The sequence below is a fragment of the Gordonia sp. 34D genome (assembly GCF_056682775.1).
In genome coordinates this window covers 2,322,430-2,343,085 of the sequence record NZ_CM155293.1, presented here as the reverse complement: position 1 = coordinate 2,343,085, position 20,656 = coordinate 2,322,430, and the positions used below count along the sequence as shown (strand labels likewise).

Sequence of the window (20,656 nt, the reverse complement as noted above, 5' to 3'; positions counted from 1 at the left end):
GCATGTCGCCACGCAAATCGCCAAGCCCAGGCGTGTCAAGCCCAGGCGTCTAGAAGTACATCGAGTATTTCGACACTGTGCCCGAGGCCGCTGATGTGGCTCTGGCTGGGCATGTGGTGGAGTTCGGCATGGGGGAGCAGCTCAACCATGTGCTGGCCGTGCGAGAACGGAATGATGTTGTCGGCGTCCCCGTGCCACCAGTGGATGTACGCATCCACATCACTAATGCGGAAACCCCAATCCCGGACAAACAGCTGCAGGTCAGCGAAGGGGGCTTCCATGCGACGGCTGCCGCCGTGGAGCAGGTCGTCGAGGAACATGGCGCGAAATTCCGGGCGCGACAGCAGTTCGCGGTCAGCCTCGGGTGAGAACCTGCCGTAGAGGCTGATAGCGGGATCGGCGATCGGGCGGGCAAAGCCAAGTGCGGTGCTGAGCAGAGACCCGATGGGCCGACCAGCCACATTGAGCAGCGGCACAGCGTGCTGTGCAAGCTGGACGGCGCCGCCTTGGATCGCGTCGGGGCCGTTGATCGGTGCTACTCCGCCCACGATTCCGGTCGACACCACGCGGTCAGCCAAGAAATGGGAAACCGCTAGCGAGTATGGCCCGCCACCCGACAGTCCAATCACCGAGAAACGGTCGATGCCGAGGGTGTTGAGCACGGTTTGGAAGTCGGTGGTGAAGTCTGCGATCGACGAGTACTTGTGGGCGGTCGACGAGCCGACACCGGGACGGTCCAGGCCGATCAGGCGAAAGCCGCGCTCTTCCGCGTATTCGCGCGCTTCGGGCGGGATCTGGCGTCGTGCGCCGGGTGTGCCGTGCAGCCAAACGACCGTCGGGCCTTCGGGTGAGCCGAACTCGGAAAAACCGATGCGTCGGCGGCGGTCGTCGCCGACCGCGATGGAGCCTTCGAGCTTGGGACGATCAATCGGAATCACGTCGCGAGTATGGCAGATCACAGCGTTCCAAGGCGAGACGGATACTGTCATTTGTCTTAAAGGGTACTGTGAGCAGGGACACCTCGCCTCCGGCACCGGTGTAGCTTGGAGTTATGCCAGGACTGAGCAACCCTTTCGTCACCATGCGGCGAGGCATCAGCCACGCTGTTCGCCCGTACCCGGTGGCCAGTCTCCCAACCGGTCGTCGCCTCGAACTCCCTGGTCGTGGCACGACCTTTATCACCGATTCGGGTCAGCCCGACGGACCCGTCATCTTCCTGCTGCACTCCGTCTCGACCACCGGGCTGCTGTGTTGGTACCCGGTGATCCCGGAACTCGAACGTGAATATCGGGTCATCACGATGGACCATCGTCGGCACGGTCGCGGCATCGAATCGGACACCTTCTCGCTCGATGATTGCGCGGACGACGTGATTGCCGTGGCCGATGCTCTGGGGATTGACCAGTTTGTCGCCGCCGGATTCTCGATGGGCGGCGGCATCGCACAGTTGGCCTGGCGACGCCACACGGATCGGGTTTCGGGGCTCGTGCTGTGTTCCACGGGCCCGTACTTTTCGAGCATCGACCCGGGGCGCTTGGCCTTGGAGCATCGCATCGGCAAAGCGCTGACTTTTGTCGACCGGGTGCTGCCCAACCCGTCCGACCGCGCGCTCGACAACGCCACCGGGCACCCCATCAAATGGGCCCTCGCTCAGGTTGTGTCTACACCGTTGGGATTGCAGGGAGTGTTCGGCGAGGCGATGGGCAATTTCGATTCGCGCCCGTGGCTCGGTGAAATCACCGCTCCGACCGCCGTCGTGGTGTCGACGCACGACAAGATCGTCCAACCTGAACGACAGCAGTTGCTGGTCGACGGGATTCCCGGAGCTCGACGGTTCGACGTGGCCGGGGGCCATGCCTGCTGCGTGGTTGGTGCGGAGAAGTTTGTGCCGCAGTTCGACGCCGCGGTTCGCGAAGTGACGCGCGCCGTCGCTCCCGTATAGCTCAACTCCGTCTCGCTCAGGCAGGTTTAGCGGGCCACCACATCCGGTCGCCGAGGACGGCGATTGTCGCCGGTACCAAGATTGATCGGACCACCAGGACGTCGATCAATAGGCCGATACCGATGGTGAAACCAATCTGCACCAGATTGAAGGTGATGCCGGACATGAGGGCAAACATGGTGATCGCAAAGACGATGCCCGCGGTTGTGATGACGCTGCCGGTGCTGCCGAACCCGCGGATCACTCCGGAGATGAGCCCGCGACCTTCGGATTCCTCACGGATGCGGGACGCGAACAGCATGCTGTAGTCGGCGCCGACAGCGATCAGGGCCATTCCGGCGACCGGTGCCACGGACCAGTCGAGCGGGATCCCGATGATGTGCTGCCACACCAAGGTGCTGATGCCCATCACCGCCGCGAACGACAGCAGGACGGTGGCCACCAGGATCAACGGTGCGACGATGCTGCGTAGCAACACCATCAGCACGATGGTCACGGCGATGACGGCGACGAGGCCGAACAGGATGAGATCGCGGTGGAGTTGGTCGGACATGTCGGCCGACAGGGATGCGAGGCCGGTATTGGAGATCTCGGCGTCGGCCAGGCCGGTGCCGGCGAGCGCACTGTGCGCGGCTGGTGCCAGGGTGCGGCTGGCGGCGAGGGCGTCGCCGCTGTACGGGTTAATTTTCCAGGTCACCATCATGCGTGCGGTGCGCCCACTGGGGGAGATGAGCAGCTTGGCACCCTCCACCATGCGCGGGTCGTGGAGGGCCTCGTCGGGCAGGTAAAAGCCTCGTCCGGGACCATCCGACGTCGCCCGGCTCATGGCACCGAGGTAGTCGGTGGCTTGTCGTAGGCCAGCGTGGAGTTGGTCGGTGAGGGCCGTCAGCTGAGCGGTACCGCCCTGTACTTGGTGGAGGCCATCGGCGAGTTGGGTCATGCCGTCGGACAGTTCATTGACGCCCGAGGTGAGGCGATTCAGGTCGGCTCGAATCTGATCGGGCGTGCGGCCGTTGAGTTGGCCGAGCATGCTTTGCAACTGTGTCAGGAGACCGCTGAGGGCTTTGACCGACGATTCGGCGCGCGCTGTTGCTTGCTCGGGAACCGCTGCTGCCGACCGCAACTGAGTGAGGGTGTCGCGGGCACGACCGTCGGTGGCGCGGTTGAGTTGGTCGAATGCGGCGCGGGCCGCCAAACAGGCCGGATCCTGGGCACAGGCGCCGGGCGTGCGGTTGGCGATGAGGGGCCCGAAGGTCCGGTCGAAGCCGTCGATCGCGGGTTTGGCGGCGGCTGCGGCGGCGCGGAGGTCGGAGATGAGCGGTGCGACGGCGTCCAGGCTGCCGCGCAGTGAAGTCGTGGCGCCGGCGAGGTCGGTGCGATGACCGGTCGCGGCGTCAACGAAAGCCTGCGCTGCGTCGAGGGAGTCGAGAACGCCGTTGGCCATCGTGACAACCTGGTCGGTGCCGTCGACGAGTTCGGGCATGCGGCGCGTGGCGTCGTCGGCACCGGCGGAGAGTTGGTCGACGCCGCTCGCGAGACGGAGCAAGTCGGGGCGGGCGTCGGCCATCTGTTTCGCGGCACCGTCGAGTTCCTTACCGACGCGGCCAGGCACATAGCCGGCCGCGGATTCAGCGAGCGGTTTTCCGTCGGGGCGCGTGATGGATCGGACGGTCGCGACCAAGTCGAGGCGTGCGACGGCGTCGGCGGCGAGTTCGAGGGCGGCGAGGTCGGAGGTATTGCGGAGGTCGTGGTTGCTGCGGACGATCAGGTATTCGGTCGCGATCGCGTTGTTTCCGTAGTGCTTGTAGACGGCGTCGTAGCCGCGGGTGGATTCGTTGGCGTGCACAAACATGGACGATTCGTCCCAGTTGGTTTGGTGCCCGAGCAGGAGTGTTGTGCAGCCGAGAAGGAAGGCGAGCGAGGCGGCGGCGTAGATGCCAGCGTGGCGCATGATCCGAGCACCTCGCGCGCGCCATTTTCGTTCGGTGGACGGGCCCGGTTCGGCGAGGCCGCGTCGACCGGCGATCGACAGGAGGGCGGGCGGCAGCGTCAATGCGAGGGCCAACACCACGAGGATGGCGATGGCGGTGGGTGGTCCGGCGGTTTTGAACATGCCGATTTTGGTGAAGATCATCGACGCCGAGGCGGCCGCGATCGTGAGAGCCGATGCCACCAGGACGGGTCCTGTGCGGCCGCTGGCAGCGGCGACGGCGTCGCCCACGTCGAGCTTGCGGCGTCGGCCCTCGTGATAGGCGGCGAGGGTGAAGATGGCGTAGTCGGTGACGGCGCCGAGGACTAACGCGGTCATGATCGCGATCGTGAAGTTCGAGATCGACAGCCAGCCGTGACCGCCGAGGAACGACGCGATCGGCCGCACAATAGCCAGTCCGAGAGCCAGGCTGATCAGCGGAATCGCGGCCGTCGAGAACTTTCGATACACGGCGAAGATGACCAGCGTGATCAGCAGAATTGAGACGCCGGTGATGATCAATAGTGAGAAGTCGATGGCGCTGAAGAGGTCTGCGAGGGTCGCGGTGGGGCCGGTGTAAAAGGTCTGCAGGCCGGCGGGCGGACGGGTGTCGTCGATGATGTTGCGGATGCCATTGGCGGCGTGGTGGGCGCGCGTGGATCCGACGGATCCTTCGCTGGCGATCATCAGGTTGACGGCTTTGCCGTCGGGGCTGACGGCGGCTTCCCGGGTGACGGGGCTGCGGTAGAAATCGACGACGTAGGCGACGTCGTCGCTGGCAGACAGGGCCTTGACGAGGCGTTCGTAGTAGCGCTCGTCGTCCGGGCCGAAGCCCTTCTCGTCAACCAACACAATGCTGCTGACCGCGTTCGAGGTGGGGACGCCGAAGTCGTGCGCCATGTTCTCGAGGTGACCGTTGGAGGGGAGCGATCGGGGCAGGAAGTCGGCGGAAGTTTTGGAGACGGTGACTTCGAGTTGTGGGACCGCGATGTTGAGTCCGGCGGCGAGGACGATCCAGAATCCAACGATCCACCAGGCGTAACGGTGGGCGAATCGTCCAACACGGGTAAACGTGCGGCTCTGACCGTGCGACATATTTTCTCCCGTGACAGTCGGCAATCGATAGCTGTAACCATAAGTAACGCATACCGATTGGTCTACTGTGATTGTCGGCACATGCTCCGCTCCGACTTTCCGCATTTCTGTCACAAAACGACCAGATCGTCACCGATCGCGGGGTTTGGTGACGGTTGCGCAGACGCACGACGACGGTTCGTGACAGAAAAGGGGGATTCGGGCGGGTGGAGAGCCCCGAAATGCCGGAACGGTGAAGGGTCTGGGCGGCGGGGGCGTCGTCGTGGGGCGGAAATGCGAAAAACCCCGCCGATTTCTCGACGGGGTTTCACCGGTGCCCCCAGCAGGGCTCGAACCTGCGACCTGCGGATTAAAAGTCCGTAGCTCTACCAACTGAGCTATAGGGGCATCACGCGTGCTGCGCGACGAGAGGAAGTCTACCGAACCGAGTTCGAGGATCTGCATCCACACCCGCGCGGCGTTCGACGACGCGTGGGTGGGGCTGCGCTCCGTGGCGTGTTGCCTTGGCGAAAGTGGGCCCGCCGTCGCCCGGCATCTGCGCATTTCTGTCACAAACCGTCGTCGTGCGTCTGCGCAACCGTCACCAAACCCCGCGATCGGTGACGATCTGGTCGAATCGTGACAGAAATGCGGAAAGGGGAGACCTGAACGGAGGGCGGGGGACGGGCGCCCAGTGATTTGCGCAGCCGGGATGGGGTTGGACGAGGTGGACTCGGGACGCTATTGTTGAACGTGGCTCGAGGGAAACCGCCTCAAAATGGTTCCTGACCAGCCGATTTGTGTTCCTGGGAGTAGATGCCATAAAGTTTGTCTCGCTCCCAACGGGGAACACCGGCCCCCTTCGTCTAGCGGCCTAGGACGCCGCCCTTTCAAGGCGGTAGCGCGGGTTCGAATCCCGTAGGGGGTACGCAGATCGACTAACATCGAGACGCTGCCAACACCGATTCGGTGAACGGAAGCAGATCGGCTAAGGTCGAAACGCACAAAAGAATATGGCCCTGTGGCGCAGTTGGTTAGCGCGCCGCCCTGTCACGGCGGAGGTCGCGGGTTCGAGTCCCGTCAGGGTCGCTAGGTATCGGTTTCGACTGACGCCTTCTGGCCAGGTAGCTCAGTTGGTACGAGCGTCCGCCTGAAAAGCGGAAGGTCGTCGGTTCGATCCCGACTCTGGCCACAAGATAGTCCCCCTGGTAACTCCAGGGGGATTTTCTTGTATCCGGAGCTGGTGTTGAAAGCGGGAAAGATCGCGGGTCGGCAACAGGGACTCGACTGGCCTTCCGAGGTGCGCCCGAGTCATTCAAACGCCGCGTAACCTGGGTTTTGGCTAGGACAAATCCACCGCACTATGTCAGTGTTTCGGTGGACTGCTGGGTATTGATGAGGAGGGGCGATGGCCAACGAGGAAACGCCGCAGGTGACCGAACAGGCGCTCAGTATTGTCGACAATGTTGTGGACCGCGATTACACAGTTCAACGACTCGTTGAGAATCCCGTCGAGAAGGTCATCGACGTTCCCGTCACCCTCGAGCGCATCGTCGAACGACTCGTAGTCGACACCGTCGACACCATCATCGACAAGCCAGCCACCATCTCGCGTCTCGTCGAAAAGCCCGTCATTACGATCGTCGACGAAGTGACCGACAAGGACGTGACCGTCACCCGCATGGTGGAACGGCCTGTCGTCACCATCGAAGACGAAGTCGCCGACAAGCCGGTGAACGTGCACCGCCGCGTCGAGAAACCCGTCGTCACCGTCGTTGACAACGTCGTCACCCCCGCCGTCGACGTACCGCGCCTCGTGGAACAGCCTGTCGTCACCTTCGTCGACGAGATCACAGACAAACCGGTCGAACTGACGCGCCTCGTCGAAAAGCCCGTCATTACCGTCGTCGACAAGATTGTTGACAAACCCGTCGACATCCCGCGGATGGTCGAAAACTCGGTCGTCACCATTGTCGACAACATTGTTGACAAGCCCGTCGAGATCGCCCGCACGGTGGAAAAGCCCGTCGTCACGATCGCCGACGAGATCGTTGAAAAGCCGGTCGAACTCAGCCGGCAAGTCGAAAAGCCGGCCGTCACCTTCGTTGACGAGATCGTCGAAACGCCCGTCGAAATCTCGCGAAAGATCGAAAAGCCCATCGTGACCGTGGTTGACGACATCGTCGACCACGAAATTGAGATCAGTAGGCTGGTCGAGAAGCCCGTCGTCACCGTCGTTGACGACATTGTCGACAAGCCCGTCGAGATCAGCCGCCTCGTTGAAAAGCTCATCGTCACCGTGGTTGATGACATTGTCGATCGACCCACCGAAGTGCGACGCAAGATCGAGAAACTTCTCGTCGAGATCATTGACGACGTTGTCGACAAGCCGATCAGCGTGGAACGAATGGTGGAAAAGCCGATCGTTACCATCGTCGATAAGGTCGTCGAGATTCCCGTTGAATCGATCGTCGAGAAGGTCATCGAGAAGCCGGTCGAAAAAATCATCGAAGTGGTTCGCGAAGTTCCCGTCGAGCGAATTGTCGAACGGGAAATCGAAGTTCCGGTCGAGAAGATTGTGTACCGCCCGGTTGAGAAGGTCGTCGAGCGAATCGTCGACGGGGATGAGGCCGACGCGGTCGTCACGACCGTCAACAAGGACATTGAGATTCCCGTCGAACGCATCGTGTACAAACCGGTCGAGCGCATCGTCGACAAAGAAGTTGAGCTCCTCGTCGACAAGGTCAACATCAAGGTCGTTGAGGTTCCGCGACAGGTAACCGTCGAACAACTCGTCGACCAGCCCATCGAAAAGTCCGTCGACCATATCGTCGAGCGCATCGTTGAGGTCCCAAATGTGGTCGAGAAAGTCATCGAGCAGCCGGTGGAACGAGTCGTCGAGCGCCTCGTTGAAGTTCCCAACGTTACCGAGAAGCTCATCGAGCAGCCCGTGGATCACGTCCTTGACCGCATTGTCGAAAAGCCCAATGTGGTCGAGAAGATCATTGAGAGCCCCGTCGAGCACACGGTGGAGCGGATTGTCGAGAAACCGGAGCTGATCGAGCAGATCATCGAGAAGCCCGTCGAGCATGTCATCGAACGGACCGTGGAAGTTCCGTCGGTCACCGACAGCGTGGTTGAGAAGCCGGTCGACCACGTGGTGGAACGTGTCGTGGAAATGCCGAACGTGATCATTGCGGACGTCGAGAAGCCGGTAGATCGCAACGTGGAGCGGATCGTTGAAGTTCCCAATGTGATCGAAGAAGTCGTTGAAACCCCGGTTGACCACACCGTCGAGCGTGTTGTTGAGGTTCCCAACGTGATCGAGAATGTGGTGGAAGTTTCCATCGATCACCCGGTGGAACGGATCGTCGAAGTCCCGAATGTGGTCGAAGAGGTGGTTGAGCAATCGGTCGACCGCGTGGTTGAGCGGATTGTGGAAGTTCCGAACATCATCGACAAGGTGGTGGAACGGCCCGTAGACCGGATTGTTGAGCGGGTGATGGAGCGACCCAACGTCATCGAGAAGGTGATCGAGCAACCCGTCGACCGCATCATCGAACGGATTGTGGAGCAGCCGAACATTGTCGAGAAGGTGATCGATAAGCCTGTCGAGCATGTGGTCGACAAGATCGTGGAACGGCCCGAGATCATCGAGAATGTCGTCGAGCAGCATGTCCGACGAGAGTTCGACAAGAACGTCCAGACTCCCGTCCTCGTCGAGAACGTTATCGAGAAGCGCTTTGACCATGTTGTTGAGCGCATCGTGGAGAAGCCCGTCGAGCACATCGTCGAGAAGGTGGTCGAGAAGCCGGTTTACGTCGAGGTCGAGAAGATCGTCGAGAAGGAAATCGAGCAGATCGTCGTCGTCGAGAAGCCGGTCATTGTCCGCAAGATTGTGGAGAAGCCGGTGGAGACGATTGTGGAGGAAGCCCCGGACACGGTTCGGAGCGTCACGCATGAGGAACAGGTCGAGCGGCCCACTGCGGCTCAGCCGCAGTTCCTGACGGCACGGGGCGATGCGGGTAGGCACCGCTGGGTCGACAAGGCGACCGGTGAACATCCGGACGACGGTGTAGCAGGCTCGGCGTCTGATGAAGCGCAGGCTCGTCGGCACGTGGATCCGTCGTACCGTTCACGCGGTGCCCGTCATCGCGGCGAAGATTAGTTCGTTTCTGCTGTTTTCTTCAAGATTGCGCCGGTCGAGTCTTATCTCGACCGGCGTTTTCTGTGAATGCGATCACACACGGAATTATCCGGACCGCGGTCCGGTTATGCTTCGTGTGTGCGGCGATAGTGGCCGCGAACGCCCAACCGCCTTCGACATCACGAACCCAAGGAGAACGACATGACGACTGCAATCTTGACCCCCACCGATCTGGCCGCAGGCACCTGGAACATTGATCCGGTTCACTCGACCATCGGCTTCTCGGTTCGCCACCTCATGGTCTCCAAGGTTCGCGGAAACTTTGACACCTTTACCGGCGCGGTCACCATCGCCGAAGACGGCACCCCGGCCGTAACGGCCGAAATCGACGTGACCTCGATCAATACCCGCAATGAGCAGCGTGACGGCCATATCAAATCGGCAGACTTCTTCGACGCTGAACAGTTCCCGACCGCCACCTTCGTCTCGACTGGCGTCGAAGCCGATGGCGATGACTACAAGCTGACCGGTGACTTCACCCTCAAGGGTGTCACCAAGCCCGTTGTCCTCAAGATGGAGTACAACGGCGTTAACCCCGGCATGGGCCACGGTGCGGTCGCTGGCTTCGAAGCCACCACCGTCATCAACCGCAAGGACTTCGGCATCGACATCGAAATGCCTCTCGAAACCGGCGGCACCGTCGTTGGCGACAAGATCGCCATCACTCTGGAGATCGAAGCCACTCGCGCTGCATAAGGTCGCTACGCCTCATCACCTCCCGGTCTTGGGTAATCTCAGTGAGATTCCATTCGGCCGGGAGGTGATTTGTCTTTGCAGCGTCAGACAAGGGCTGATTTGCATCGCTTCGCCGACTGGATCGATCGCAGGCTAAAGGTCGCCTACTTTGGTGGGCGTTTGGTCGAAGGTGGCAACGAGGCGGTGGCAGCCGAATGGCGTGCCACCGACATGGAAACACGCAAGAAGGTCGGCCGCCGCGCAGTGTTGATCGGTGGATTCATCATGATCGGCGCCAAGGTGCTCATTAGCGTCGAAACTTTCGTCGCCGTGTACCTGTCGTTTGGCGTTGGCGGGTTGACGCTTCACGTCACCGGCGACGACCCCGGGATGCTTGCCGTGGCATTCGCGACCATCGTCGGCATCGTTGTTAGCGCCTTCACGGCAATCGCCTTCCTGCGACCGCAGTTCGAGTGGTTTGTCGGCGGTGCACCTGCCGACGACGAACGCAGCCACGACGTCCAAGTGATCCCCATGCGGTTGGTTTATGCCGATGCAATCGGCTGGGTTGCCGCCTACGTCGCCTACCTGCTGGTGGCGCAAGCCGAACCCATGCTGATGCTGGCCATGGCGGTTGCTTTTGTGTTGGCTGCCATCACATCCGGGTGCGTGTCGTACATGTTTATCGAGAGCGCAGCGCGCCCCCTGGTGATGCTTGCCCTCGGCGGCGAAGCGCTCCGCGATGCGATGCACGGAATCCGCGAACGGATGTTCGTGGTGTGGATCGTGTCGGCAGGTGTGCCGATGGTCGGCATGCTCGCTGTCATCATCGGCCGCTATATCGACGTGGTCCCCGAAGTGCGCGACTCCTTCGATTGGCCCGTTGCCTTCCTGGCCTTTATCGCCCTCGCTTCGAGTGGTCGCGTTGTCGGCCTCGTGGGGCGAGCAATCCGTGACCCCCTTAACGAAATCCGTGATGTGATGATCGCCGCGGGTGAAGGCGACCTCACCCAGCGCACCGCGGTCTACGATGCTTCCGAGATCGGGGTGCTGCAGGCGGGTATCAACGAGATGCTCGACGGTCTCGAAGAACGTGATCGAATGCGAGTGATCTTCTCCCGCCACGTCGGTGCGGGTGTGGCTGATTTGGCCATGGAACAAGGCGGGGAGCTCGTCGGATCCAATACGGACGTTGCCGTAATCTTCGTCGACATCACCGGTTCGACGTCGTTCGCTGCGCGACGTGACCCCCGCGAGACCGCAGCCGTGCTCAATGCGTTCTTCTCGATCGTCGCGGAAGTTGTCGAAGAGTACGGCGGCTTTATCAACAAATTCGAAGGAGATGCCGCGCTCGTCGTCTTTGGCGCTCCAGAGCCCCTGGCGAACCCCGCAGAATCGGCATTGATGGCCGCGCGCAAACTGGGCGTGAAGCTGAGCGAAGGACTCCCGCTCGAGTGGGGCATGGCTGTCTCATATGGGACGGTGTTCGCAGGCAATATCGGAGCGCGGACACGCTACGAATACACGGTCATCGGCGACTCAGTGAATGAGTCAGCCCGGTTGTCCGACCGCGCGAAAGAAGGATACTCGCCGGTGTACGCAACGGGCATTGCCGTCGGGCACGCGGGTGCCGAGGAGGCGTCGCACTGGCGTCGGGTGGACCGGGTAACCCTGCGCGGGCGCCCCGAACCGACGGAAGTGTTTGCGCCCCGAGAACTCCTCACTCGCCCGGAACCACCCTCGCTGGGCGCGGTCCTGTCCGATCTCGTAAAGTTTGCTCTCCCACGTGACCGTGCCAGCCGAACCACCATTAAGGAGCCCTGACAATGAATTGGTCAGCAATAGATATGCCCGCGCAAGAAGGTCGGCACTATGTCGTCACCGGGGCGAATGCTGGCATCGGGGCGGCAATGGCCACACGGCTCGTCGCCGCTGGCGCGCACGTAACGCTCGCCTGCCGCAACTTGGAGAAGGCTGCTGCCGTTGCCGATCCACTCGGAAAGTCGGCAACCGTCGCGCACCTCGACCTGGCTGATCTGTCATCGGTCCGCGAATTTGCTGACGGCATAGGTGAATTCGATGTGCTGATCAACAATGCCGGAGTGATGGCGTTGCCGATGACTCGGACTGTTGATGGCTTCGAAATGCAGATGGGCACCAACCACCTCGGGCACTTTGCGCTTACCGGATTGGTGCTCGGCAAGGTTCGAGAGCGGGTAATCGTGATGTCGTCGTTGGCTCAGAATTTGGGCCAGATCCGTCCCGACGACTTGAACTGGACCACGCGTCGCTACAACCGGTGGTCGGCGTATGGGGATTCCAAGCTCGCGAACATGGTGTTCGGTCGGGAACTGGCGCGCAGGCTCACCGCCGGTGGGTCCCACGTGACCGTCGGAATTGCCCATCCCGGATATGCGATGACCGACTTGATGACCGGTTCGGACACCCCCGTGGACTACCTTATGCGAGCTGGCGAGAAGCTGAAGGTGGGGCAGAGTCCCGATGCCGGTGCGATGCCAGCTCTGTACGCGGCGACGATGGATGTCCCGACCGGTAGCTATTGGGGGCCGAAGTGGGCGCTGCGGGGTGCGCCGTCGCCTGCACGCTACCGCGGGGTGGCCGATGACCAGTCGGCGCGAGATCGCCTGTGGGCCGCATCGGAGGAACTTACCGAGGTCTCGTTTGATCTGTGACGGCTGTCTATCTGACCCCAAGAGGTCGGAACTGGACGCTGATGCGCGGGCCCGCCCCCGCGGCTTTGGGGACGGCGTGATCCCAGGTGCGCTGGCAAGAACCGCCCATCACGAGCAGATCGCCAGAACCGAGGACAAACTTGCGCGACGGGCCGCCGCCGCGCGGTCGTAGTAGCAGACTTCGCGGTGAGCCCAGCGAGACAATCGCGATGAGCGTGTCGTTGGTTCTGCTTTTGCCAATGCGGTCGCCATGCCAGGCGACACTGTCGGAGCCGTCACGGTACAGCGCCAAACCCGCCGTCGCGAACCCTTCAGGCATCACGTCAACGTAATGCTCGTTGAGCGCGGCGCGGGCGCGCGGGAGCATCCGGTGGGGAAGGGCAGCTTGATGGTCGTAGAAGGAGAGCAGTCGCGGGACATCGATGACGCTGTCGTACATTTTTCGACGCTCAGCCCGCCATGGGACGTCGTTGACCAGCGTGTCGAACATGTCGATGGAACCCGAGATCCAGCCCGGCCGGACGTCCACCCACGCGCCCTCGGTGAGTTCGTGACGAAGCATGTGCCCGTGCAGCGGTGCGAGGTCGGTGTCGGTCGGATCGTCGAACAGCGACGCTTGGACTCCCGTGCTCATGCGTTCGAGTGTAGCCCGCAATCGAACGTATGTGCTAGACCTAAAGTCGTGACCGCAACCGATCCGCCGCTTCCGCGATCACCTCATCGCGCTTACAAAACGCAAACCGAACAAGATGTTGCCAGGACGCCGTGTCGTCCACGAACGCACTGACCGGGACAGCAGCGACGCCGACCTGGGCCGGAAGTTCGCGGCAGAACTGCGCACCGTCTGTGTGGCCGAGAGGGCGGATGTCGGCGCACACAAAATAGCCAGCTTCGCTGCGGTGGACGTCGAATCCAGCTGACCGCAAGGCGTCCGACAAGACGGTCCGCTTCCGTTCAAGATCGGCACCGTTGCGTTCGGCCCACGCCATCTCGGTACGCAGGGCGTGCGCGACGGCCGGCTGGAACGGCCCGCTACCCACGTAGCTGAGGAACTGCTTGGCTGCCCGGGCCGCGGCCACCAGATTCGCGGGGCCGGTGAGCCACCCAACCTTCCAGCCCGTGCAACTGAAGGTCTTCGCTGCGCTGGAGATTCGGAGCGTTCGCTCGGCCATCCCCGGGAGCGTCGACAGCGGCGTTTGCCTGCGGCCGTCAAACAGCAGGTGCTCATACACTTCATCGCTGATGGCAACCGCATCGTGCTCGACCGTCAGTCTGGCGATCTCGGCGAGGTCGTCGTTGCTCAGCACAGTGCCGGTCGGATTGTGCGGCGAGTTAACCAGCACAGCAGCGGTATTGGGTCCGAAAGCGGCGGCGAGTGCGTCGCGGTCGAGGACAAAGCCGTCCCCGTCGGGCACGAGGGGGACCGTTTTTCGAACGCCTCCCGCGAGTGCTACGCAGGCCGCGTATGAGTCGTAGTACGGCTCAATCATGACGACCTCACGCCCGGGTTCCACTAATCCGAGGATGGCCCCGGAGATGGCTTCGGTTGCGCCAACAGTCACCAGGACCTGCGTGTCCGCGTCGAGTTCGATCCCGTAGAAGTCGCGCTCGTGCTCGGCGATCGCGTGCCGAAGCGCGGGCACTCCGATGCCGGGCGGGTACTGGTTGTCGCCGCTCTTGATGGCATTGACCGCAGCCGCCAGCATCGACGCCGGACCGTCCGTGTCCGGGAATCCTTGGCCGAGATTGATCGCGTCATGCTCGACGGCCAGCGCCGACATCTCCGCGAAAATCGTGGACGTAAACGGGCGCATGCGATCGACCAGTGGCATGCGTCCAGGTTGGCATATTGGGGTCGCGAGGTGGCCCCGGGGTGGTGAGAACGATTTGCGTGGCGACACGCCGCGCTACGCGGCATGTCGCCACGCAAATCTGGTTACGGCACGACCGTTAGTCGGAAAGCGGGGGATTTACGATGTCGCTCGCATCGACGATGCGATAGGCGTACCCCTGCTCAGCGAGGAAACGCTGGCGGTGGGCGGCGTAGTCGGCGTCCAAACTGTCACGGGAGACCACCGAATAGAAGTGTGCCCGACCGTGGTCGGCCTTGGGACGCAGCAAACGACCCAGCCGTTGTGCTTCCTCCTGGCGCGAACCAAAAGTGCCCGAGACCTGCACGGCCACCGATGCTTCGGGGAGGTCGATGGAGAAGTTCGCCACCTTCGACACCACGAGCGTTTGCAGTTCTCCGCGGCGGAATGCATCGAAGAGCTTCTCGCGCTCCGCGTTTCGCGTCGACCCTTGAATCACCGGGGCGTCGAGTTCGCGGCCCAACTCCTCAAGCTGATCGATGTATGCGCCAATCACCAACGTCTGCGAACCGCGATGCTGCTCCAGAATCGACTTAACCACCCGCAATTTGGAATGCGCGGTGGAGCACAGCTTGTATTTTTCGGCCTGCTCGGCGACCGCGTACTGCAGTCGTTCTTCGTCAGTCATGGTGACGCGAACTTCGATGCACTCGGCGGGCGCAATCCAACCCTGCGCCTCGATGTCTTTCCACGGGGCGTCGTACCGCTTGGGGCCAATCAAGCTGAAGACATCGCCCTCGCGGCCATCCTCGCGAACCAGGGTGGCCGTGAGCCCCAGACGCCGACGAGACTGCAGATCGGCCGTCATCCGGAAGACGGGCGCGGGAAGCAAGTGGACCTCGTCGTAAATGATGAGTCCCCAGTCTCGGGAGTCGAAGAGGTCGAGATTTTTGTACTCGCCCTTCGATTTGCGCGTCATCACCTGGTAGGTCGCGATGGTGACCGGGCGGATCTCCTTGCGTTCGCCGGAATACTCGCCGATCTCATCCTCGGTCAGGGTGGTCCGGGCGATCAGCTCTCGTTTCCACTGTCGTCCGGCGACGGTGTTCGTCACCAGAATCAGCGTCGTGGCGGCGGCTTTCGCCATCGCTGCCGCGCCGACCATCGTCTTACCGGCACCGCATGGCAGAACCACAACGCCTGAGCCGCCAGCCCAGAAGGAGTCGGCGGCGAGTTCTTGGTAGTCGCGCAGCTGCCAGTCGTCTTGGGCCAATGCGATGGGGTGGGCTTCCCCGTCGACGTACCCGGCGAGGTCCTCGGCAGGCCACCCGACTTTCAGCAGGATTTGCTTGAGGCGGCCGCGTTCGGAGGGATGCACGACCACCGTGTCGTCGTCGAGGCGCGCGCCCAGCATGGGGGCGACCTTCTTATTGCGCATGATTTCTTCGAGCACGGCGCGGTCGAGGCTCACCAGAGTGAGTCCGTGCGCCGGGTTCTTAACCAGCTGCAGTCGGCCGAAGCGGCCCATGGTGTCGACAATGTCGACGAGCAGCGGCTGCGGCACGGGGAATCGGGAATGGGTGACGAGGGCGTCGACGACCTGCTCGGCGTCGTGGCCAGCAGCGCGCGCATTCCACAGGGCCAGCGGGGTGACGCGGTAGGTGTGCACGTGCTCGGGGGCGCGTTCGAGCTCGGCGAAGGGCGCAATAGCGGCGCGTGCCGCCGCAGCACCCGGGTGGTCGACCTCCAGCAGGAGGGTCTTGTCCGATTGCACAATCAGGGGTCCGTCAGTCACGGAACCATTGTCCAGGTTTGCCGCCGCCGCTGCCACCTGCCCGGATTCGGCGCGACCTGCAGTTACAGAACCTCGACCAGGGTGAGGCGATGCAGCGGGAAGCGCAGGTCGTCGTCGGTGCCTTCTTCGCTGGCGATCAATTGCCCTGCGGCGAGCGAACGTGCTTGCACCACATGACGGCTCGCGGCACCGTGCGCGTCGACGTAGCCGATCCGCAGGCGCCGCCCCGTGCGCAGCGCCAGTTGGATGAGCATCGTGACGGTTTCGCCCGACGGTGTGCCCGAGGCTGCCGTCGTGACCGGACTGGCCGCCCGGTCGGCCGTACGCATGCGCGAGACGACTGCGGCAGCCTGTCCCGGTCCCAAGGCGGAACGACGAGCCGCGGGTGTCCCGGAGTGGGCGTGGGAGCGGACGCGCGCGCCACGGCTGCGCAGGTCGATAAGAGCACCTGCCGAATCTTCTCCCGCGGGAGCGAAACCAGCTTCGCGGAGGCGGTCGATTACTTCGCGCAACGGTGCCGCAGAAACGGCGACCGTTGGTGCCAGCGCCCGCAAAGCGAGGTCGGTGGCCGCGTCGGTGCGGAGAACTTCGGCGAGGGTGGCGGTGTCGTCGCAGCGGATAAACGACGACGCCAGGCCAACGCGCAACTGTCCGTGTTTACGGGCGACGTCGTCGATCAGGTAGGTGAGGGACTGCGGCATCGGCGTCCGCGAATGATCTTCCAGGAACGACGACAGTTCGGCGCTGCCGAGTCCGGTGTCCAATGCGCGTCGAATGCTGTCTTCGGTGATGCGGAAAACCGACGCGGCACCGCCGGATTCCAGGTCGGCGAGAAGTCGGAGGCGGTCGGCGGTCGAGGGTTCGAGGGGGCCGGGCACCATCACGGTGAGGTCGGCTTGGACGAGGAAGTAGTCGATCAGGTTGGGGAGCGAGCGGTTCATCGCTTCCACGACGGCTGCGGGCGCATCGTCGTCGGTGTCGGTGGCGAGCAGTGCGCGCCCCACGCTCGTGAGCGACCCGTGCGCGGTAAGCCCCAGTTCCCGCGCCTCCCGCACGGTTTCGCTGACGACGTGCAACGTGAAGCGGCGCAGTTGGCGGGGATGTCGCCACACGAGAACGCTCGTCAACGCGTCCAAGGTGACCGGGTGCGCGGGTGCGGCTTCGCTGAGGGGGTCGAGGATTTGGCGGCGCCCGGAGATGGCGGTGGCGTCGAAGAGTTCCGACGACAGTGCGGCGAGCGTATTGCCTTCGCGGTCGGTGTCGCCGATTTGCCAGGGTCGGCGCGGGAGGTCGAGCCAGGCGCGTGCCAGCCCCAACCATCGGCGCGTGCTGTCTTGGTGGGCCCAGGCGTCGACGGCGTCGGTGGGGGCAAAGACGTTGTCGGGCATGAGGTCAAGGCTGTCGGAGTCGGGGGTCCCCGAGCCGAGTAGCCGGTTCTGCGCGAGGAGTTCGACGAGGAGACCGACGCGGGTGACGGATTGTCCGGTGGTTTTGGCGAGCCTGCGGAGTTCACGGATTCCGATACCGCCGGATCGCAGGATCGCGGCGGGGGCCGAACCGAGTGCTTCGATGAGGTCGTCGGCGTGCCGCAGTAGTTCGAGAGCTTCACCAGCGCCGGCCGCGTCGACGGTTTTGGCGTCGAACCGGCCGGGCGAAGTGGTGGCGAGCGAGGGGGCCCGCAGACTCGCGGTCTCGAGCGGTGGCTGGTCGCGTAAGAGCTGAGCCACTTGCGGTGGCAGTTCGACGGTCTGCTCGTCGACTCGGGCCAAAAGCCCGCGCGTGATCAATTGTGGGACGGGCGCTTCGGGGTTGGCATTGGGAGCGGCATCGCGGCTGCGACCGAGTGCCGACCCTTTGGCGAGAGTCGTCAGGAGTTCCCGCTGGCGGTCGTCGGCGGCGTCGATCCGTTCGCGAATGGTTTCGGCCGACAGTTGCGACATCGGGCCCAGCAGGTTGTGTGCCCGCCAGGGAAGGGCGGCAGGTAGGTGTGCGCCGCCGAGCCAATGCGTGTGCTTCCCGCGCTTGAGTGGTCCGGTGCCCCACAGCAGTCCGCGGGCGAGGAGGAAATCTAGGCGCACATCGATCTCTGCGCGCAATGCGCGTTTTCCCAGGCGTTCGACGATGTCGTCGCGGCTGACGGGGCCCAGCAGTTCCTTGCGCTCGCCGATCTCAGCCGCCGCATCTAGGAAGGCTTCCAGGACGGCGTCGCCCAGCAGGTCGATGCTTTCGCCAGCCAGTGCGATCGACGCCGCGGACAGTGCGCGTTGCGCGAGGACACCGGTGCCGCGGGGTGGGGGAGACGCGAGGTCGGGCCGAACAATCAGCAGTTCCACTAGGGCTTCGTCGGAACGTGTTGAGAGATCATCGGCCAACCCGCGCAGCGGCAGGTCCGGGCTCATTGGGACAACGTTACCGCCGAGGGGAGCGGCATGGCACAATGAGGCCGTGGCTAAGAAGACTGGATACGTAGACAACGGTTGGCCGACTGAGATCGGTGACGAGCATGCAGTGACTGAACTGGTTGCGCACCTCGCGGGCGCACTTTCACCCTTTGGTGACACCGAGTTCCCCAAGGCTGCGGAAGATCTCCCGTTCATTCAGTCCAAGACGGTCGTCAACCGCTAACCAATACCTCAAAAAGGCCGACTAGCCAGGAATGGCTAGTCGGCCTTTTGTGCTCTCAAGCGATGACGGGAGCGGACCGCACCTCCCGCCTCCCCGCCGTTCTCGCATGATGCGTCGATTCCCGCACTATGTCCGACATAGTGCGGGAATCGACGCATCATGCGAGAACGAGGAGTGGGGGACGGGGAGGAGGTAGACGAGAGGCCCCCGACCATCGGTCGGGGGCCTCTCGTCTAGAGCAAGAATCAGCGGATGTTGTTCAGCAGACCCTGGTTCTGGTTGAACAGGTTGAGCTGTTCCGGAGTCAGCTTGTAGCCGGAGTTCTTCGCGGCCTTCCAAGCGTTGCGGACCTCGGGGCTCAGGTTCGAGTCGTCGACCTTTTTGTCGACCTTGGCAACAGCCTCGTCCGACGACTTAACGTTGTCGGTCTTCGGGGCGTTGTCGCTCTTCTGCGACGGGGCAAGCGGGTTGACCGGCTTGGCGGGCGTCGTGGGAGCGGTGCGCTGCGTCGGGCCGGACAGCGGGCCACCGCACGACGGCCATGCGCCCTTACCCTGGGTTGCCAGGACGCGCTCGCCCACGGCGATCTGCTGCTCGCGGGTCGCCTGATCTGCGGTCGGGGCGTACTGGCCGCCACCGTGGCTCGACCACGTGCTCGGGCTGAACTGCAGCCCGCCGTGGTAGCCGTTGCCGGTGTTGATGGCCCAGTTGCCGCCGGACTCGCACTGTGCAACCTGGTCCCACTCGGAATCGGATGCTGCCGAGGCGTGGCCGCCGCCCATCAGGGCTGCGCCGCCGCCGAGGATCGCGCCGGTGAGGGCAATCTTGGCGAAAGTCTTGGTGGTGGTGTTCGTCGACTGCTTTGCGTGACGTCCGGTCATAACGTTTTCTTCCTCTCTCCACGCGCCTACGAGGTGAGCTGTCGGGTTCGAGCGAGAGGTGCCCGGTCCGCACCGGCGTCACTGGTTGTGACGCCACTGGGACTTAACCCCAAGGTTGTCCACTTTCGTAGCCAACCGTCCCGGAGGATGTTGGGTCCCCCGTCCTCGCTCCTGAAACTGCAAATTGCGGGTGTTGCATCGGCGGAGCGAGGCTTGGCGCGACCGGTGCAACTGCGTTGGTGTGGTCACCAGGATGGCGACCGACACGAACACTACGGACTTGGCGGCGGCAGTTCACGTTTTCGCGAAGGCGATGTTAACGGCGAGTAGGGGCCGATTTCCGTGACTGTTGGCGTCTCCCCTGTTCAGGGCCTGATGGTCGGCCCGTGTCCGGTTCGTTATCCAACCGTTATGTGACAAACGTCACATCCAAATTGAGACGTCCGACACGGCTGCTTCTCAGGCTTGTGCCCGTCTCGATTCGAGGGCCCGGAAACTGCTCGCATGAAACACCAGGGGTTCAAGATCGGGGTCGCTCCGCAACGACTGGATCCGCAGCAAGATCAACAGATGGTCACCCGCGTCGATCTCGTTGAACACGGTGCAAGCCAGTTGCGCCGTCGCACCCGGAATGAACACCGCACCGGAGTCGTCGGTGGTTGGCCGCACACTGTCAAACCGCTGGGCGGGAGGGCCAGCCAGCTGCCGACAAATGTCGCCCTGGTGCGCGGCGAAGACGCTGACGCCCAGGGTTCCGCTGCGCAGTGCGGGCCAGGTTGTCGATCCTTTTCGGACGCAAACCGACACCAGTGGGGGATCCAACGACACTGTCGTGAACGCGCTCGCGGACATGCCGATCGGCCCATCCGATGCCTCCGTGCGGCGGCACACTGCGACGACGCCCGACGGGTAGGCGCTAAACGCCCGCTTCACCGTGGCAGTGTCGGTTGCGGGACGAAACGGTCGCTCGTAATGATCGACGCG

The 20,656-nt window shown here is 63.1% G+C and carries 14 protein-coding genes, 4 tRNA genes and 1 riboswitch; of the genes, 9 read left to right on the top strand and 9 right to left on the bottom strand.

Going from position 1 to position 20,656, the window contains the following annotated elements:
• Positions 1-35: 35 nt before the first annotated feature.
• Entirely contained in the window at positions 36-938 is a 903-nt protein-coding gene (locus AC1L34_RS10865; protein ID WP_424294203.1) for an alpha/beta fold hydrolase, read from the bottom strand.
• A 113-nt stretch (positions 939-1,051) separates the two neighbouring features.
• On the opposite strand from AC1L34_RS10865, the gene AC1L34_RS10860 reads away from it, so the two are divergent.
• Positions 1,052-1,942 carry an alpha/beta fold hydrolase gene (locus tag AC1L34_RS10860; protein ID WP_424322469.1) on the top strand — a complete coding sequence of 297 codons (891 nt, stop codon included), beginning with the start codon at positions 1,052-1,054 and terminating at the stop codon, positions 1,940-1,942.
• Positions 1,943-1,958: 16 nt separating this feature from the next.
• On the opposite strand, the gene AC1L34_RS10855 is transcribed toward AC1L34_RS10860, so the two are convergent.
• Positions 1,959-5,006 carry an MMPL/RND family transporter gene (locus AC1L34_RS10855; RefSeq protein WP_480034766.1) on the bottom strand — a complete coding sequence of 1,016 codons (3,048 nt, stop codon included), beginning with the start codon at positions 5,004-5,006 and terminating at the stop codon, positions 1,959-1,961.
• A gap of 314 nt (positions 5,007-5,320) precedes the next feature.
• Positions 5,321-5,393 (bottom strand) — tRNA-Lys (locus tag AC1L34_RS10850).
• Between the two features lie 447 nt (positions 5,394-5,840).
• On the opposite strand from AC1L34_RS10850, the gene AC1L34_RS10845 reads away from it, so the two are divergent.
• The 7 genes from AC1L34_RS10845 to AC1L34_RS10815 all read left to right on the top strand — a co-directional run bounded on the left by AC1L34_RS10845 (position 5,841) and on the right by AC1L34_RS10815 (position 12,560).
• A tRNA-Glu gene (locus tag AC1L34_RS10845) sits at positions 5,841-5,913 on the top strand.
• 87 nt (positions 5,914-6,000) lie between these two features.
• A tRNA-Asp gene (locus AC1L34_RS10840) sits at positions 6,001-6,074 on the top strand.
• A 29-nt stretch (positions 6,075-6,103) separates the two neighbouring features.
• Positions 6,104-6,177 (top strand) — tRNA-Phe (locus AC1L34_RS10835).
• Positions 6,178-6,393: 216 nt separating this feature from the next.
• The gene (locus AC1L34_RS10830) at positions 6,394-9,153 is read left to right on the top strand and encodes an IMCp domain-containing protein (RefSeq protein WP_480034765.1); all 2,760 of its coding nucleotides are present in this window, start codon (positions 6,394-6,396) and stop codon (positions 9,151-9,153) included.
• 180 nt (positions 9,154-9,333) lie between these two features.
• Entirely contained in the window at positions 9,334-9,888 is a 555-nt protein-coding gene (locus AC1L34_RS10825; RefSeq protein WP_480034764.1) for a YceI family protein, read from the top strand.
• 69 nt (positions 9,889-9,957) lie between these two features.
• Positions 9,958-11,691: an adenylate/guanylate cyclase domain-containing protein gene (locus AC1L34_RS10820; RefSeq protein ID WP_424296247.1), complete on the top strand. Its 1,734-nt coding sequence runs from the start codon at positions 9,958-9,960 to the stop codon at positions 11,689-11,691.
• Positions 11,692-11,693: 2 nt separating this feature from the next.
• Positions 11,694-12,560, top strand: a complete 867-nt coding sequence (locus tag AC1L34_RS10815) for an oxidoreductase (RefSeq protein ID WP_480034763.1) — start codon at positions 11,694-11,696, stop codon at positions 12,558-12,560.
• A 7-nt stretch (positions 12,561-12,567) separates the two neighbouring features.
• Here the strand turns inward: AC1L34_RS10815 and AC1L34_RS10810 are convergent, their stop codons facing one another.
• The 4 genes from AC1L34_RS10810 to AC1L34_RS10795 form a co-directional block, all read right to left on the bottom strand.
• Positions 12,568-13,194: an alpha-ketoglutarate-dependent dioxygenase AlkB gene (locus AC1L34_RS10810; protein WP_424296250.1), complete on the bottom strand. Its 627-nt coding sequence runs from the start codon at positions 13,192-13,194 to the stop codon at positions 12,568-12,570.
• 40 nt (positions 13,195-13,234) lie between these two features.
• Complete coding sequence (locus AC1L34_RS10805; protein WP_424296253.1) at positions 13,235-14,392, bottom strand: pyridoxal phosphate-dependent aminotransferase; 1,158 nt, start codon at positions 14,390-14,392, stop codon at positions 13,235-13,237.
• A gap of 118 nt (positions 14,393-14,510) precedes the next feature.
• Positions 14,511-16,166, bottom strand: a complete 1,656-nt coding sequence (locus tag AC1L34_RS10800) for a DNA repair helicase XPB (RefSeq protein ID WP_424324235.1) — start codon at positions 16,164-16,166, stop codon at positions 14,511-14,513.
• Positions 16,167-16,228: 62 nt separating this feature from the next.
• Positions 16,229-18,565, bottom strand: coding sequence for a helicase-associated domain-containing protein (locus AC1L34_RS10795; protein WP_424324236.1), 2,337 nt, complete (start codon positions 18,563-18,565; stop codon positions 16,229-16,231).
• 46 nt (positions 18,566-18,611) lie between these two features.
• Between AC1L34_RS10795 and AC1L34_RS10790 the strand changes: the two genes are divergently transcribed.
• Positions 18,612-18,791, top strand: a complete 180-nt coding sequence (locus AC1L34_RS10790; protein ID WP_424296371.1) for a hypothetical protein — start codon at positions 18,612-18,614, stop codon at positions 18,789-18,791.
• A 245-nt stretch (positions 18,792-19,036) separates the two neighbouring features.
• On the opposite strand, the gene AC1L34_RS10785 is transcribed toward AC1L34_RS10790, so the two are convergent.
• Both AC1L34_RS10785 and AC1L34_RS10780 read right to left on the bottom strand, forming a co-directional pair.
• Positions 19,037-19,672: a transglycosylase family protein gene (locus AC1L34_RS10785; protein WP_424296217.1), complete on the bottom strand. Its 636-nt coding sequence runs from the start codon at positions 19,670-19,672 to the stop codon at positions 19,037-19,039.
• A 7-nt stretch (positions 19,673-19,679) separates the two neighbouring features.
• Positions 19,680-19,864, bottom strand: a riboswitch (cyclic di-AMP (ydaO/yuaA leader).
• A 267-nt stretch (positions 19,865-20,131) separates the two neighbouring features.
• On the bottom strand, positions 20,132-20,605 hold the full coding sequence (locus AC1L34_RS10780) for a flavin reductase family protein (RefSeq protein ID WP_424296215.1): 474 nt from the start codon (positions 20,603-20,605) through the stop codon (positions 20,132-20,134).
• Between the last annotated feature and the right edge of the window lie 51 nt (positions 20,606-20,656).

Coding starts and splice junctions, on each gene's coding strand:
- AC1L34_RS10860 (WP_424322469.1), top strand. CDS start 1,052: ATGCCAGGACTGAGCAACCCTTTCGTCACCATGCGGCGAGGCATCAGC.
- AC1L34_RS10855 (WP_480034766.1), bottom strand. CDS start 5,006: ATGTCGCACGGTCAGAGCCGCACGTTTACCCGTGTTGGACGATTCGCC.
- AC1L34_RS10830 (WP_480034765.1), top strand. CDS start 6,394: ATGGCCAACGAGGAAACGCCGCAGGTGACCGAACAGGCGCTCAGTATT.
- AC1L34_RS10825 (WP_480034764.1), top strand. CDS start 9,334: ATGACGACTGCAATCTTGACCCCCACCGATCTGGCCGCAGGCACCTGG.
- AC1L34_RS10815 (WP_480034763.1), top strand. CDS start 11,694: ATGAATTGGTCAGCAATAGATATGCCCGCGCAAGAAGGTCGGCACTAT.
- AC1L34_RS10810 (WP_424296250.1), bottom strand. CDS start 13,194: ATGAGCACGGGAGTCCAAGCGTCGCTGTTCGACGATCCGACCGACACC.
- AC1L34_RS10805 (WP_424296253.1), bottom strand. CDS start 14,392: ATGCCACTGGTCGATCGCATGCGCCCGTTTACGTCCACGATTTTCGCG.
- AC1L34_RS10795 (WP_424324236.1), bottom strand. CDS start 18,565: ATGAGCCCGGACCTGCCGCTGCGCGGGTTGGCCGATGATCTCTCAACA.
- AC1L34_RS10785 (WP_424296217.1), bottom strand. CDS start 19,672: ATGACCGGACGTCACGCAAAGCAGTCGACGAACACCACCACCAAGACT.